This window comes from Bacillus sp. SB49, assembly GCF_000469135.2.
In the GTDB taxonomy this organism is placed as follows: domain Bacteria; phylum Bacillota; class Bacilli; order Bacillales; family Halobacillaceae; genus Halobacillus.
In genome coordinates this window covers 1,192,724-1,207,939 of sequence record NZ_CP048117.1, presented here as the reverse complement: position 1 = coordinate 1,207,939, position 15,216 = coordinate 1,192,724, and the positions used below count along the sequence as shown (strand labels likewise).

The 15,216-nt window shown below is 48.9% G+C and carries 13 protein-coding genes; 1 reads left to right on the top strand and 12 read right to left on the bottom strand.

The genetic code is table 11. The annotated features are described in order from the left end of the window. Positions 1–6: 6 nt before the first annotated feature. The 8 genes from M662_RS06255 to M662_RS06220 all read right to left on the bottom strand — a co-directional run bounded on the left by M662_RS06255 (position 7) and on the right by M662_RS06220 (position 9,478). Positions 7–3,405 (bottom strand): hypothetical protein, encoded by a 3,399-nt coding sequence (locus M662_RS06255; RefSeq protein WP_026578395.1) that lies wholly within the window; start codon positions 3,403–3,405, stop codon positions 7–9. Between the two features lie 69 nt (positions 3,406–3,474). Then, the gene (locus M662_RS06250; RefSeq protein ID WP_008636549.1) at positions 3,475–3,735 is read right to left on the bottom strand and encodes a hypothetical protein; all 261 of its coding nucleotides are present in this window, start codon (positions 3,733–3,735) and stop codon (positions 3,475–3,477) included. A gap of 247 nt (positions 3,736–3,982) precedes the next feature. Beyond that, positions 3,983–4,867 carry a DUF4097 family beta strand repeat-containing protein gene (locus M662_RS06245; protein ID WP_026578394.1) on the bottom strand — a complete coding sequence of 295 codons (885 nt, stop codon included), beginning with the start codon at positions 4,865–4,867 and terminating at the stop codon, positions 3,983–3,985. Positions 4,868–4,869: 2 nt separating this feature from the next. Beyond that, on the bottom strand, positions 4,870–5,418 hold the full coding sequence (locus M662_RS06240; RefSeq protein WP_008636551.1) for an HAAS signaling domain-containing protein: 549 nt from the start codon (positions 5,416–5,418) through the stop codon (positions 4,870–4,872). Continuing rightward, positions 5,415–5,738, bottom strand: a complete 324-nt coding sequence (locus tag M662_RS06235; RefSeq protein ID WP_026578393.1) for a PadR family transcriptional regulator — start codon at positions 5,736–5,738, stop codon at positions 5,415–5,417. The genes M662_RS06240 and M662_RS06235 overlap by 4 nt, the downstream gene beginning before the upstream one ends. 106 nt (positions 5,739–5,844) lie before the next feature. Next, positions 5,845–6,084 (bottom strand): phage holin family protein, encoded by a 240-nt coding sequence (locus M662_RS06230; protein ID WP_236096542.1) that lies wholly within the window; start codon positions 6,082–6,084, stop codon positions 5,845–5,847. A gap of 119 nt (positions 6,085–6,203) precedes the next feature. Beyond that, complete coding sequence (locus M662_RS06225; protein WP_026578391.1) at positions 6,204–7,544, bottom strand: aspartate aminotransferase family protein; 1,341 nt, start codon at positions 7,542–7,544, stop codon at positions 6,204–6,206. A gap of 344 nt (positions 7,545–7,888) precedes the next feature. Then, positions 7,889–9,478: a PucR family transcriptional regulator gene (locus M662_RS06220; protein WP_026578390.1), complete on the bottom strand. Its 1,590-nt coding sequence runs from the start codon at positions 9,476–9,478 to the stop codon at positions 7,889–7,891. Between the two features lie 249 nt (positions 9,479–9,727). Between M662_RS06220 and M662_RS06215 the strand changes: the two genes are divergently transcribed. Further along, entirely contained in the window at positions 9,728–10,516 is a 789-nt protein-coding gene (locus M662_RS06215) for a helix-turn-helix domain-containing protein (RefSeq protein WP_035388451.1), read from the top strand. Positions 10,517–10,670: 154 nt separating this feature from the next. Here M662_RS06215 and M662_RS06210 read toward each other — a convergent pair whose 3' ends face one another. The 4 genes from M662_RS06210 to preA form a co-directional block, all read right to left on the bottom strand. Then, positions 10,671–10,907: a hypothetical protein gene (locus M662_RS06210; protein WP_026578388.1), complete on the bottom strand. Its 237-nt coding sequence runs from the start codon at positions 10,905–10,907 to the stop codon at positions 10,671–10,673. A 15-nt stretch (positions 10,908–10,922) separates the two neighbouring features. Beyond that, on the bottom strand, positions 10,923–12,416 hold the full coding sequence (locus M662_RS06205) for an NCS1 family transporter (RefSeq protein ID WP_008636558.1): 1,494 nt from the start codon (positions 12,414–12,416) through the stop codon (positions 10,923–10,925). A 62-nt stretch (positions 12,417–12,478) separates the two neighbouring features. Next, entirely contained in the window at positions 12,479–13,894 is a 1,416-nt protein-coding gene (gene hydA / locus M662_RS06200; protein ID WP_008636559.1) for a dihydropyrimidinase, read from the bottom strand. A gap of 16 nt (positions 13,895–13,910) precedes the next feature. Further along, positions 13,911–15,197 carry an NAD-dependent dihydropyrimidine dehydrogenase subunit PreA gene (gene preA, locus M662_RS06195; protein ID WP_008636560.1) on the bottom strand — a complete coding sequence of 429 codons (1,287 nt, stop codon included), beginning with the start codon at positions 15,195–15,197 and terminating at the stop codon, positions 13,911–13,913. Positions 15,198–15,216: the final 19 nt, after the last annotated feature.

Here is a 15,216-nt window from a genome sequence, read left to right as displayed (position 1 = left end):
TCCCTATCAATTCCACTTCTTCAGCGCATGCCACAAACCTTTCAGCTTCCGCTCAATCGGACGGTCCTTTCCTTCCTGCTGCTTCTGCCATTCATTGTAACTTGCAACCGCAATCAGGACAAGTCCCGCCATCAGCAGGTACACCCACCATGGAACGTTTCCCCAGTATGGTTTGGTTTGATAAAGGACGTTGAAAATAAGAACGCCCATACCGACGAAGAAATACGATTTGATTTTGAACTGCATACCGGCGACCATCGACAGAAGGGAAAGACCTCCGATGATCCATGCATCCCAGATCGTATGGCTCTTTATCGCGTCAACAACGAGATAAGCAGCGACAAGGAGGACTGCGGCGAATTGGATTTTGTTCATCACACCAGGTGCATCCGACCACAGCTTTTTCCTCATGAGAGCGAGTACGACAAGGAGCGGAAGCACTTGAAGCTCCGCCATGAATATGTCCGGAATGGAAGCCTCGTATGCCAGAAGAATAAGCAGGTAGGATGCGTATAAACTACCGGCTCCGGCCGTATAAGAAATTCTGTCTGCATTCCGTCCCATCCATTTGGATGCATTGACCCACAGCCATGCCGTCAAAGCAAGAAGCGGAAGGATCCGAATCCATACCGAATCATCACCGAACGACAAACCGTTCAGGAAAAGCAGGTACACAAGCGCAGAGAAAGAATACGCGTCCACCTCATAATTAGAACCGATGAGCATGCGGTGGAATTTCTTCCCTGCAGCAAGAAGCAGAGCTACACATCCAAGGACGACAACAATTTTGATCCCACGATCCCACGCCTGGTTCTCCAGAAGATCGACCAAAATCAAAAGCGGCGCAAATCGGACGATGCTCCAATTTCTCCGGTGCAGGAAATAAAGGATAGAAACCGCATAGGCGAGCGGGAGGAGAAATTCCCAAGGCGCCCACGTCTGTCGGAAGACAGTAAAGTACAGGAGACCGAGGATGGAAAACGGAATCCAATACCATTCCAAGCGGCTTTTCCAAACCAGGGGAAGGACTGCCCAAGCACCAAGAAACAGCGCACTTGCCACCATGAAGGTATACCCGCTGAACACATCCTCATACAGAGAATAATAGCTTCCCAGTGTGAAGAGAAACAGGAAGACTACACTCATCCCGAAGTACAGCATCAGCTTGATTTCCCACTCCCTCTCTGCCTTCCATGCACTGAAAAGATAGACAGCGGCCGGAACGACAAGCAGGATGGGATGGACCGCCGGTTCGGGTGTGACCTGATCAAACAGACAGGCGAGGATAACAAGCGGATGGACGGCGTGTCCGGTCCAATAGAAGTTTGGCTGCATCCCTTCCCACTTCGTGCGTCCAAACTCTCCAAGAGCGACCATCACTACAGGGGCGAACGCAGTAAAGATAAGTAAAGACGCAAAGCTCTCTAGTGAGAGCGGTTCGGCTAATGAAAAGTAAAAGAATAAAGTGACGATGGATACCGCAATCCAAAGCGATGACTGACCGGTGGAACGGATGAGCCAGTACAGCATAGCCGTGCCGCCAAGTAAAATCAGCGGAGCGATGAACATCCGGTCCACGTCGGCCGTACCGAGAAAAATTATACCGAAGATATACGCACCTTGACCGATGTTAAAGCTGGCCTTCGACAGGCCGTTCTCACCGATCCGCTTCCAGAAAAGATGCAGCAGGCAAAGGAGTACACCGGTCAAAGCCAGGTGGAACGGGACGCCGAACGTATCGGCATAGCCGGGCACCCACTCGATTACCTTTAAATACAAGGCACCAGAGGCCGCAAGCCAGGAGGCCGGCTGGATCCATACGACAGCTTTTTCTACAGATTCTGCCGACTGTTTCCACTTCACCACATAGGCAAGACAACCGACAACAAACAGCTGGAACGCGCTGTATCCGTATAGAATTTCATAAAAGCTGTAGCAGATGGTTCCTGCCATAAGGACTGCCGATACCACGAGACTGCTTTCCTTCACCGATTGGAGCCAAGGCTGTTTCGTCCAGAGTCCGACATAGAGGAGGGTGACAACAGCCGTCAGGAACAGCTCCAGGAACAGTGGGAAGACCGCGATCTGCTCCCATACCTGCCACAAGCCGACATAGAAGAATACCGGCGCCATGTAGCTGAATAATGGATAACGAAGCAGATTGGCCAGCACAAGGTAGTTGCCTGCCACGACTAAATAAGCGGCGGCAAACATCCAGGAACTTTCGCCTTCTCTGAGTAAAACACTCTCGTAGCTGATATATAAGAAGGCACAGAACGAGACGACGGCACTTGTATAACGGAACACCTTCTGAATAAAGTCGTGATTCCGGAAAGCATAGGCGAAGCCGAGATAAACTCCTCCAGCGACGGCGTAAACGACCCCGTCCACAGCCTGAAGCGGTGTATGGTCGACGAGTTGATAAACGGCATACACGAACATGACGGAGAAGACGAACTGATATTCCTTCGTACGGTACACGAATACCATCGCCATATAAATACAGGCGGTAAGCAGAAGGTTAAAGCTGTACAGCACCTCATTTTCGAAAAAGAATAAAAGCAGCATCGTCGAAAGGATCAAATTCAACTGAGCATATAAAGGCAGTTCTTTTGTAAACAGACGCCACTTGTCAAACGTGCCGTATTTCGTATAAATCACCAGCAGCCCTGCATTGAATACCATTAGAAACGTATAGAAAACGTCTATCGACAGCGGCAGAGCACCCAATGCAAAACCGACCGTCAACGAAAGAAAGACGAGCGATATCCAGACATACAGACGTGATTGATGATCGAACGCATGCTTTACGTATAAAGGAAGCGGCAGGAAGGCACCAAGAAATCCGAGCAGGTATCTCCCTTCCCCCGTCAAAGAGAGGAAGCTCCCGAACAGCTCGAAATACCCGATGGCGACGACAGCGATCGGAATCAACAGACTTCCGAGCGTCAAAAAGGCGAAGGCCGTCTTTTCGATCTTCAAGAACCGCTGCGTTCCATAACTGAGACTATAGAAGAACAAAGAAACGAACGCGATGGAAAACACCTTCATCCCTGCCCCCATCTGGTCCCACTGGCTTGTTGCAACAATCAACCCGGTAATGAGAAGGAGCGCGACACCAAGGATGAGCGACCACGTGATATTCCGCTCGCGGACCTCTTCCTTTGATTTCCTTACAGGTTCCGGCTTTTTAACAGCAGGAGACGGCTTCTCCTGCACCGGTACAGGGGGATCGACACGCACGTCCTCCTTATTCTCGCGTTCCACTCTTCTGTCGTGCAGGTACTTTACACTCGCATCCATGACCGTACGATACGTTTCTTCGGACAAGTAACCCTCCCTCCGAAGATGAGCCAATCTCTCTTTAAACACATCATGCTGTGTATCTTCTGATGAATGATTCATAGCATCCTCCCCTCTCCCTCTATCTTACGAAACGGACGCTCCGGCTTATGCAGACGTGTGGGTCTGCCTTTATGGATGGCCGATCGTTATGTAATTCAAATAATAGTTGACCGCCATCAACAAAAAGAAGCTGAAAAGCATGACGGTATTGACGATCATCAGCCAATACTTCTCAATAAACGCGGCAAAGAGAATACCGATTGGTCCGAACAGGAAGGTAGCCATCCAAAGCGGGCTGTCCGACCGGAAGAACAGATTCGGAATCCAGACGATGATACAGATCAAAAAGCATACCAGTGAGGAAATGTAATAGATTCTTTTTCTTTCCATTGCACCAAAAACCCCCAACTAATCTATGATGTAACATACACGAAATGGAAATTCTATCTTATCGTACCACAGCTTGGAATTCTATGACGAAATTTGTATAAAATAAGGGACTTCCCGGCTGTTCTTCTACATAAAAAAAGTCCGGTTCTATACTAAGAACCAGACTAACAGGCTGTGGAAAGACATCATTTTTCAGGGCTTGATGCGGGAAACAGGCGCTTCAAAGCAAAAAAAGTAAATGAGACGGTCAGCGGATAATGAAATCCCCCGACTTCGTATCTACTGTTAAAGCAGGCGCCTTACCGCTTCCACGCATCCCTTTCAAGCGGTGCTCTTCCTTTTCTTCATAAACGAGGTCATCCAGACGAACGGTGCCGTCCCCGGAATGAGATGCGAATTGGACCTCAAGATTTTTCGGTTCCTTTCCTTGGTAATCCCAAGCCACATCCCCACTGTGGGTCTTTATGTCTGCCGTTCCATGAATCGAAGGCTTCTTCACGATCACATCGCCGGAATGCGTGGATAAACCCAGCTCTTTCCCTGACAGTTCTTCGAAACGGAAGGAGCCGCTTTGGGATTTCCAGTCACCCGAACCTACCTCATTTTGTTCCAACGACACATCCCCGCTCTCTGTTTTCCAGTGCAGGGTGGAAAACTCGCTGTCTACCATTTGAAAATCACCGGAAGCAGTATCTACGTCCGCCTCCTTCCCCTTCAGAGACTCTATCCGGATATCGCCGGACTCGCTTTTAATCGTGACGGATGCAAACAGTTCTTCAGGAATCGCGATCTCCACTTCCGGTCCTTTTGATTGAAGACCGAACGAGAGATTGACAGACGGTCCGGAGTCAAGCTGCTGAAGTGTCCACGTCCTTTTCCCTTCCTTTACAGCGTACATCTCTTTATTCCGTTTATTAGCAGGGCCCTTATACACCAACGTCAGTTCCTCTCCCTCTGCAGGAACGAGATGAACATCCATCGATGTCACGTCCATCTTAAGATTCTTCAGCTCTGATATGTCGTACTTCTCTGTTGCCTGTACTTCTTCCGCATCAATCACGAATAAAGAGACGATGCTCCCGATCCCACTTACGACGAACACACTGACTAATACGATCCACCACTTCTTCATGCTCATTCTCCTTTAATGAGATGCCTATTGTATTTCAGATACGTCAAACTTCCTTTATACAGCCATTTACCTAAATGCCACAAACCGATCATCAGCATGATGCCGCCGCTGCCCATCGTCATCGCCATGAAAAAGTCGGCAAAGATATTAGAATACGTCCGGGTGATGAGCATGAACAGGAAGGCAAACGGCGTCAATGCCAGTGCTGCTGCCGTAGCGACCAAGCCGACATAAATCCCGAGAATGCCTAGTGCCGGACCGAGTACGATGACAAGGTTAAAAAGGCTCAAACTGAGACTTGCCAGAATGGCACGGAAGATATTCGGAAAGGTGCGATGCTTCTCCGCCTTCTCTATCAATGTACTCGCGATATATTCCTTCGCTACCTGCTTCGGGTGCCCCAGTTCACGGATTACCTCCTCCTCTTCCCTGCCTTCCTTCATCCCGACGCGGATGTGTTCCTCGTAATCAAATAAGATTTCCTTTCGTTCCTCTTCCGGGAGACCGCGCAGCTCCCGTGCCAATCGATCCATGAATACGGCCTTCTTCATTCCTTCATCCTCCTTTTATCCATCAACCCATTGACGGCTTCCGCTAAACGCGTCCATTCCTCCATGAGCGTTTCCATCCTCTGTGTTCCTTCTTCGGTCAACTGGTAGTATTTCCTCGCCGGCCCCTCCCTCGACGGAGCCATATACGTGTCCAAGTACGCCTCTTTCGTCAACCTCCGGAGCAGGGGATACAACGAGCCCTCCCCGATCTCCATATGTTCGGATATATTTTGAGCGAGCTCGTAGCCGTACTGATCTTTCTCTGCAATCAAGATCAACACACACAGCTCAAGCGCCCCTTTCTTGAATTGTATATTCAGTCTGACACCAACTTTCCATTTGTTGGTATAAGAATATCACTCAGTAGTGAACATTGCAAGGTACTGGATGAAAAAAATGAAAGTCCTGAGACTTTCCATGGACCCGCTAAGCCTGGGTTTCTTTTTTCTCCAAAAAATACTTGATCCCTGCCACCGTCCCGATACCGAGCAGGGCGTAATGCAGTCCTGTCACTGTGGACTGCGGAGTAATGCCGTTCTGCCAGAAAGAAAATGCAACCCCGAGCACGATAGCAAGAATCGGAATGAACCGGTTCGGTACCCTGTCCGTCTGCCGGATGGCATAAAGGACGAGCGCAAGGCCTGCATACGGTGTGAACCCTGTCATGAAGTCCATCATCATCCTCATTTCTTTATTAAGACATATACTTATACGTATTCACAGCCAATCCTTTCAAGTACGCCAACGACAAAAAGCGTCCTGCTTCCATCAGCAGGACGCTCTTCTTATATCTGTTGAATTCCCTCTACAAGTGTTTCAATCAGGAAATTCAAGTCTTCTTCTTCGATGACAAGCGGTGGAGCAAGCGTCAGAACATTATTGAACCCGGCAACGGTCATGCCGTTCTTGCCAATGATGATCCCCTTCTCCTTGCAGTAACCGATGACTTTATTCACCTTGCTTATGTCGAGCGGATCCTTCGATGCCTTATCCCGGACAAGCTCGATCCCTACAAGAAGCCCCTTCCCTCTCACATCTCCGACATGCGGGTGGGACTGGAGACGGTCGGATAATTCATTTCTTAAAAGGGACCCCAACTGTTTCGAACGATCGAAAAGATTCTCCTGTTCCATAATTTCAATGTTTTTCAGCGCGACGGCGCAGGCGGCAGGATGACCACCGAACGTATTGATATGACGGAAGAAATCATACGCATCCTCCCCCGAGAACGCCTCGTAGATATCCCGGCGGACAGCTGTGGCAGACAAAGGCTGATAGGCACTCGTAATTCCTTTCGCCATCGTAATGATATCCGGTTTCACACCATAATTCATGAAGCCGAACGGTTCGCCCGTGCGTCCGAAACCGCAGATAACTTCATCGACGATCAGAAGCGCCCCGTGCTTCTCGCATACCGCTTTCACTTCTTTTAAATATGATTCCGGCGGTGTAATGATTCCACCTCCGGTGATGATCGGTTCCATGATGACGCCGGCGATGGATTCGCTCATTTCCCATGTCATCACTTGATCGATTTCCTTCGCTCCCCATCGGTCTGATTCATCGTGGTTATTCCGGTACGTATCCGGCGGAGCGACATGGAGGAATCCCGGGGCGAGCGGTTCGTACTTAAACTTTCTTTGGGCCTGACCTGTTGCAGAAAGGGCAGCGGCGGAATTGCCGTGGTAAGCCCTGTAGCGGGAAATGAATTTAGAACGATAGGTATCCCCTTTTTGCTGATGATACTGCCGGGCAATCTTGAAAGCCGCTTCATTCGCCTCCGAGCCGCTGTTGGAGAAGAAGATAACGTACTCATCTCCGAGCATTTGATTAAGCTTTTCCCCCAGCTTGATGGCGGATTCATGACTCTGGCTCATCGGCATATAGGACAGCTGTTTGATTTGATCATAAGCCGCCCGGGCAAGCTCCTCCCGTCCGTAGCCGATATTCACACACCAAAGGCCGGACATCGCATCCAGATAACGGTTGCCGTCGACATCCGTGATCCAGGCGCCTTTCCCCTCTTTTACAATCATCGTTTCCTTAGGATTGTACGGCTTCATGCCGTGCCATACATACTTCTCATCCTGAGCGTGCAGTTCACTTTTAACATCCGCTTTTGCCATCTTGCCGCCTCCTTTATTTGGTTACTTCCATTATCTGATATGACAAAGGCAGGCGCATTAGACATTGTGTCAAACACTCAACGTTCCATTTAAACATTTTGACTATAAAAAAAACGCATCCCAGTGGATACGTTCTGTTCAGCCGGTTAAGAGACTTAAAACAACAAATATAAGGATGTAAGAACAGCCTTTGAGTACAGGGAGCAGGGAAGTGGGCAGACTCCGACCTAAAGGAGAAAGCAGGAAGAAGGCTCGCCTGCCGTGCCGTAGAGAGCGCCCCATTTTCCCGGAAACACCACCTTCTCCTATTATCCCTCTTCAACAAGTCAGGTACACACGTGTTTTCAATGGATCGTTTCCTGATATTCATGAGCGAGGAGGGCAAATTCGATGACCTGCCTTTTCTCAGACTCCATAAAATCAGCGCCAAGAAGCATTTCCAGCTTTTCCAGTCGATGGTAAAGCGTCTGACGGACGACAAACACCCGGCTGGCCGTTTCCTTCTTGGATCCGTTGCATGCTAAGTAGACCCGCAGCGTTTCCAATAGATTCGTATGATGCTTTTCATCATAGTCAATGATCGGCTCCAGGTATTCATGGACGAGACTGTCGAGACTGCTGTGTTTATGTACGAGGGAGATCAGCCGGTACATGTGCATATCATCATAAAAATACTTTTCGTTCCCGCATGGAAGCTTATCCTGAATTCCGAGTGTCTCCTGGGCCGTCTCGTAGCTCTCCCATAATTGATCCAGACGCTTCACATATTTCCCACCTGCAATTTGGAAGGATTCGATGCTCGAATCATGAAGCATGCTGATCTTGCGCAGCCGGTCGATTCCCTTCTTCAAACGCGGCTTCCACTCTTCTCCGTCCTTCTTATCGAGAAGAATAAAGGTCAGCAAATGGCGTTTCTCGACAGGAAATACGAAGTAACCGTTCTGATCGAAAATGTTATGAAGCAGCATATTTAAATACGTAATATCCGGATTGTTGGCCTGTGATTCACTCATATGCAGCTTCACGGTCAAAACGATAGCGCCGGAGATTTCCGAACGGATTTTATAATGGGTAAGATGATCTCTGATTTCCTCCATGGTGTGCACCCCTTGCAGCCATTCGACGAGCCATTCCGTCTCCTTGGCTTTCCGCTTCTCCTCGGTGTAGAGCTCCCGGAGCAGATATTGAGCAAGCGCCGTTGCTGTCCGGTCAAGGAGAAGGGATTCAAATTCACCGAACTCTCTCCGGTTGCACACTAAATAGATCGAAGCGAACTCGCGGTCGAAAACGTGAACCGGCTGTTTGATCACGTGCTTCGACTGTTCCTTCGACCGGCGGTTCAGATCAGAAATAACCTTCTCCCGATCCACTTCCCGAAGTCCGGGAATGGTTACGACTTTATGATCTTTCGCAATATAAACCAGCTGGCAGTTGACATACTGCTGGAGATATTTAAGAATTTCAAAATAATTGTCAATAGCAAGCACGCGCTTATTCAGTCGCTGCGCATAATCTTCCAGATTCGAAATGAGTTCGTATTGATGATTGATTAAATTGGCGTGGATATCCTGAGTAATCTCGACGAACGAGACCTCCTCTTCGAAAACGATGATCGGGAAATAATTTTCCTCTGCAATCGACAGGGCTTCATCAGAAATGGCGTGAACGAAGCTGCCTAACTCGATGCAGATGCCTGCGACTTTCCGGTCGATCAGCTGATGAAGAAGGTGGACAAACAACCCGTCGTCATCCTTCCAGCCGAAGCCGGTGGATAATACAAGCTCTCCGCCTTTCAAATTACTGCGTACATCGATCATTTCGAATACATGGACCCACTTGACCAGGCGGTTCATTCCATTATGTCCTGCAATGACCTTTGCAGAATCGAAGTGCTTTCTGTTCAAGACATCCTTCATTGAAATGCGATACTTCATAGAAATACCCCTCTTCCAAAGTACTACAAACTATCAGAAAAATCTAATTAATTGTGAGAAAATCTTACAAAACAGAAAAATCCTCCTATACATTTCTTGCATGCCGGACTATTTACACAGGTGAAGCGCGATGTCACCTAATCATGACATAAACGCAACCGTCCGTTGACAAGATGCCTTTGGAATTTTATAGAAACTCTTCCCTTCCTTCTATACAATAAGAGTATAAGAAACGAGAGGGGTTTACAGATGACGTTTGGTGAGAAGGTCCGAAAGTTAAGAAAAGAAGATGGATTGTCGCAGGAGGCATTAGCAGAGGAATTGGATACGACAAGGCAGGCAGTGAGTAAATGGGAAAATGATCAAGGTTACCCTGATACAGAAAAACTTCTTACGATCGCCACCTATTTCGGAGTTTCCATCGACTACCTATTAAAGCAGTCCTACGGAACAAGTGCACCGGAAGCAGAAACCTATTACGTCAGTGATGAAATGGCGGAAGGATACGTTGATCAAATGACGAAAATGGCACGGCCGTTTTCTTGGAGTGCAGTTCTGATAGCCTCTGCCTTTGTCCCCTATTTACTTTTCACCCGTCCGGCGGTGTACGCATTTCTCATCGTGCTGCTCGGGAGTGCAGGTCTGCTTACCTTTATTTATGCCGTGTCCAAAGAATCGAAGAAGTACGACGTTCTAACCACAAAGCCGCTCACGTTCGACCATACTTACCTCAGTCAGTTGACGGAACAATACGAGCAGATAAAAAAGCGGTTTTCTATATGGATCGGCGCCGGCATCACTTTTATCATCATCGGGGTTCTATCCTTTGCATTAGAGGAGAACGGGATTACACAAGGGTATTTAACAGCATACTACCCGGTTTTCGTGCTTTTGATCGGAATTGGTGCAGCAGCTCTCTTCCGGACGCTCCCTGTATTGGCCGCTTATCAACTGCTTGTGCATAATGAACAACATATCCAAGCTCTCCAAGCACGCTCTGAGAAGAAATGGCGGAAATTATGGAAAGAATGGTTTTAAACAGAAAACAGCCGGCGCTAACGCCGGCTGTTCAGGTTGTCCAGAAACGTTAAATTGCCTTAACGTGGGGTACAGGCAGAATCGTTCTTTATCATAAAGCACTCGATCTACCCTTCGTCTACTAACAAGGAACTTTTCTCACGCAGCTGCAGCCTTATAAAATCCCGGCCTTCTTCTGCTGCTGAACAAGAATCGTGGAAAAGTATTTTCGGGAATCCGGATGGAGAATATGCAGCCTCTCCGTTTTCGATCTCGTGGAATCGTTCCCCTGATAATCGAACTCAAGGAAGGCACCATCGAGATTCTCCGTCACCCCTTTGATGATATATCCCTGCTCCAGTAAAAAATCGATTTTCTCCCGTTCCGCTTCAAATTCCTGATAACTGGACATGTCCATCTCCTCCTTTTAAGCTTCTGCTTTCGGTTTAAATTCATCCGTTCCGGTTTTCTTACCCAACCGTTCCTCGACAAAGCGCTCCCCTATTTCCCAATCCCGGCCTACTGTAATACCCAGGTAGTCCTCATCACTAGGGTTGTCGATTTCTGCCTGCCGGTGTTTGTTGAAGTACCAGTATTTTGCAAGGACATAATAAATGGCGGCACCCGCAGCGAATCCGACGAAGAAGGAATACGTACTGAAGGAATAGGCAAGCACACTTCCTATTACCCAGGAAATAATTCCGGCCCAATTCACACCCCCGTCATAACGGTACTGGCCTTTATGTTCATACAGATCGTAAACATTCATCCGCCGTTTACGCAGGAGATAGTAGTCTGCAAAAATGATGCCGACTATGACGGAAAGAACTGCGGCAGCAATAAGCAGGACGGACATGAGCAGGTTAAAAATACTCCACGGCTGAATGATAGTCCCTATCAGACCGGCCATAAATACCCCCGCCCAAAACGGCAGCTTCGGTCCGCCCACGTTAGAGAAAATAGTGGCAGCAGGTACAATATTTGCAGAGACGTTCGTCGACCATTGAGCGAGAACAATCATAAGCAAAAGAATACCAAGAACGAGCCCGCTGGCAGACTCCTGCAGGGCGACGACCGGGTCGAAATTGGAAACGGCAATATAGGAAACCGCTCCGAGTACGACAATGAACGTCTGTGTCAGCGGCAGGGCGACGAGGCTGCCTACGAGCGCACCTTTATTCCTTTTCACCCAGTTCCGCTCATGCTTCGGAGCTTTGATGAAGCGGGAAATCGATGAAATATCGGCAGCAAGCGTCGACCAATACCCCATGTTTCCGACTACGACGATCATAAAGGCTGTGAAGGCGGCTCCTCCGGTAACCGGGCTTTCCACCCATGACCAAATGTCTTTGTTCTGAGCAGCCGCTTCTCCGGACAGGTTAAAGAACATCCATACGCCAATCAGGATAATGATTGGAGCTGCCAAATCAGCAAATTTCTCTACAGCTTTAATACCCAACGCAGTATTGAATAATTGAAATAAAGCAAAAAGAACGTAACAGATGAACCAGTTATCAAAGCCTGTGAGGATGTTCAAAATTCCATTGATGGCCGTCGACCCGAAATACGTATTGATTCCAAACCACATCGAGGCAGCAACTCCTCTTACGATGGAGGGAAAGTGCGTGCCGATCGTACCGAACGGTGCTCTCATATAGACAGGAAAGGAAATACCATGTTCAATACCTATATCCGCCGTGAGCGTAATGAAAAGCCCGATCAGAATGGTTCCAATCAGCGTACCGAGGACGACCCAAATCAAGGAAATGGACTGAACACCTGCTCCACCGATGGCAAAGGCGGCTAACACAACTGCCATCCCAACCCACATGAATGTAAATCCGAGCGTACTGATTTTCCTTTCGCGGTGAGGAATCGGCATAAGGTCCGGCGACTTTAAATGGTTGTTACTTTTGTCCATAGTCGGACTCCTCCTACTTATGAATTTGAGGCGGCCGCCCTTAGGAGAGGGCGGCCGGACCATCAATTCTGGTACAGTTCCTGCTGATTTTCTTTCCTTTCCCCAAAGCGGGCCCGCTTCAAGTAGCTGCCGCTTCCAATTTCACCGACGAACTCCTTGTCCTTGATGACGTACGATCCGCGTGACAAAACGCTGACAGGTTGTCCTGTTACTTCCATCCCCTCGAAAGGATTGTAGTCGGCAGCCATATGGCTTGTATCGACGGAAATCTTCCGCTCAATATCCGGATCAAAAATGACGAGGTCGGCATCAGCACCGATGCTGATCGTCCCCTTCTGTGGGAAAAGTCCAAACGTCTTCGCAATCCGGGTGGATGTGATATCCACGAACTGGTTCAGACTGATTCTGCCCTTCTTCACACCTTCTGAGAACAAAATCGTCATCCGGTCTTCGATAATCGGTCCTCCATTCGGTATTTTCGTAAAATCGTCCTTGCCCATATCTTTCTGGCCTTTGAAATCAAACGAACATTGATCCGAACCGAGCGTCTGCAGCACACCTGTTTTCAAAGCATTCCACAGCACATCCTGATGTTCCTTTTCACGGAGCGGAGGGGACCAGACGTATTTCGCCCCTTCAAAATCCGGCTTCTCTAAATAGGATTGATCGAGAACCAAATATTGTGGACACGTCTCTCCAATGATGTGATAGCCTTTTTTCCTTGCTTCCGCTATCTCTTTGACCGCCTGTCCGCAGGAGACGTGGACGACATAGAGCTGGGAGTCGGCAAGCCCTGTCAATTGCGCAGCGCGTCCGGTCGCTTCCCCTTCCACTTCCGGCGGCCTTGTCAACGCGTGATAAATCGGCTCCGTCTGGCCGGCTGCGAGTGCCTTATTAACAAGATGTTCGATGACATCTCCATTTTCCGCATGGACCATGACAAGCGCACCGAGCCGCTTCGCTTCTTCCAGCGTCCGGAATAATGTTCCATCGTCTGCTTGGAACACGTTCTTGTAAGCCATGAAAACTTTGAAGGAAGTGATGCCCTCCTCATCGATCACGCTCGGAAGCTGTTCCAAAACGCTCTCATTCATTTCGCTGATCATCAAGTGGAAACTGTAGTCGATGACCGCCTTATCTTTGGATTTTGCATGCCACTCATCAATGGAGTCCTGAAGCGGTTTCCCTTTGTTCGTCAGACAGAAATCGATCACGGTCGTTGTCCCGCCGTGAGCCGCCGCAATGGTCCCCGTTTCAAAATCGTCTTTACTTACCGTGCCGCCGAACGGCATTTCCAAGTGAGTGTGCGGATCGATGCCGCCCGGAAAAACGTATTTCCCTTCCGCATCCACGACTTCTGCCCCCGCTTCGGATAACTGGTTACCAATCAAAGCGATCTTTCCATTCTCTACAAGAATATCGGCCTTGTAGGAATCGGATGCCGTTACGATCATTCCGTTTTTGATGAGTTTCTTCATTCTATCCCTCCGTATATTATTTGATTAAATCGACGTCACACGCTGCTGCGGCACCGATGGCTGTCTGCCGCTCGTTCCAAGTCATCGGCGGCTTGCCGTTGGCATACTCCACCATATCGATCGCCCCGTCGACAGGACAGACGATCGAACACAAGTTGCACCCGACGCAGTCTTCTTCCCTGACACGAAGGATATCGTTTCCGCCCTCATCCTTCAGCATATCGATACACTGGTGGGACGTATCTTCACAGGCGATGTGGCACTTATTGCAATTGATGCACACATCATTATTGATCTTTGCGACAATCTGATGATTGAGATCAAGGTTCCCCCAATCCGAATACTTCCCGACCGATTTGCCGACGAGGTCCATGACGGAATCTATGTTCTTCTCGTCCAGGTAGTTGTTCAAGCCGTCAATCATATCTTCGACGATACTGAATCCATGGTGCATAGCCGCTGTACAAACTTGGACACCGGTTGCTCCCATGAGCATAAACTCAACAGCCTCTCTCCAGCTGGATACGCCGCCCATACCGGAAATCGGTACGTTTATTTTCGGATGGCGCGCACATTCCGCTACCATATTGAGTGCGATCGGCTTAACAGCAGGACCGCAATAGCCGCCGTGCGCCCCTTTCCCGGCTACGTTCGGTATCGTGTCCCACGTATCGATATCGACACCCGCAAGGCTGTTGATCGTATTGATCATACTGACCGCATCAGCTCCCCCGTTAACAGCAGCTTGTGCAGTGAAGGTAATATCGGTAATGTTAGGAGTTAATTTGACGATGACCGGCGTCTGCGCCACTTCTTTCGCCCACATCGTCTGCTTCTCCACAAGCTCCGGGACCTGCCCCGATGCCGCTCCCATCCCCCGTTCGGCCATTCCGTGCGGACAGCCGAAGTTGAGTTCCAATCCATCGACACCGACATCCTCCACACGTTTGACGATTTCATGCCACTTCTCCTGAGTCGGTTCGACCATCAGGGAAGCGATGATCGCGTGGTCCGGGTATTTTTTCTTCGTTTCATAAATTTCCTTCAAGTTGACTTCGAGCGGCCGATCTGTGATCAGCTCGATATTATTGAATCCAGCAACTTTCTTCCCATTGAAATTCACGGCTGCGAAACGGGAGGAAACGTTCAAGATCGGCTCCCCGAGCGTCTTCCATACCGCACCGCCCCATCCTGCTTCAAAAGCACGCTGCACTTGGTAACCTGAGTTCGTTGGTGGAGCGGATGCCAGCCAGAATGGGTTCGGAGATTTGATTCCTGCAAGATCCAAACGTAAATCTGCCATAGATGAAAGCCTCCTCTTT

Coding starts and splice junctions, on each gene's coding strand:
- M662_RS06250 (WP_008636549.1), bottom strand. CDS start 3,735: ATGGAAAGAAAAAGAATCTATTACATTTCCTCACTGGTATGCTTTTTG.
- preA (WP_008636560.1), bottom strand. CDS start 15,197: ATGGCAGATTTACGTTTGGATCTTGCAGGAATCAAATCTCCGAACCCA.
- M662_RS06220 (WP_026578390.1), bottom strand. CDS start 9,478: ATGAAGTATCGCATTTCAATGAAGGATGTCTTGAACAGAAAGCACTTC.
- M662_RS06210 (WP_026578388.1), bottom strand. CDS start 10,907: ATGTCCAGTTATCAGGAATTTGAAGCGGAACGGGAGAAAATCGATTTT.
- M662_RS06240 (WP_008636551.1), bottom strand. CDS start 5,418: ATGAAGAAGGCCGTATTCATGGATCGATTGGCACGGGAGCTGCGCGGT.
- M662_RS06215 (WP_035388451.1), top strand. CDS start 9,728: ATGACGTTTGGTGAGAAGGTCCGAAAGTTAAGAAAAGAAGATGGATTG.
- M662_RS06255 (WP_026578395.1), bottom strand. CDS start 3,405: ATGAATCATTCATCAGAAGATACACAGCATGATGTGTTTAAAGAGAGA.
- M662_RS06225 (WP_026578391.1), bottom strand. CDS start 7,544: ATGGCAAAAGCGGATGTTAAAAGTGAACTGCACGCTCAGGATGAGAAG.
- M662_RS06230 (WP_236096542.1), bottom strand. CDS start 6,084: ATGACAGGGTTCACACCGTATGCAGGCCTTGCGCTCGTCCTTTATGCC.
- hydA (WP_008636559.1), bottom strand. CDS start 13,894: ATGAAGAAACTCATCAAAAACGGAATGATCGTAACGGCATCCGATTCC.
- M662_RS06205 (WP_008636558.1), bottom strand. CDS start 12,416: ATGGACAAAAGTAACAACCATTTAAAGTCGCCGGACCTTATGCCGATT.
- M662_RS06245 (WP_026578394.1), bottom strand. CDS start 4,867: ATGAAGAAGTGGTGGATCGTATTAGTCAGTGTGTTCGTCGTAAGTGGG.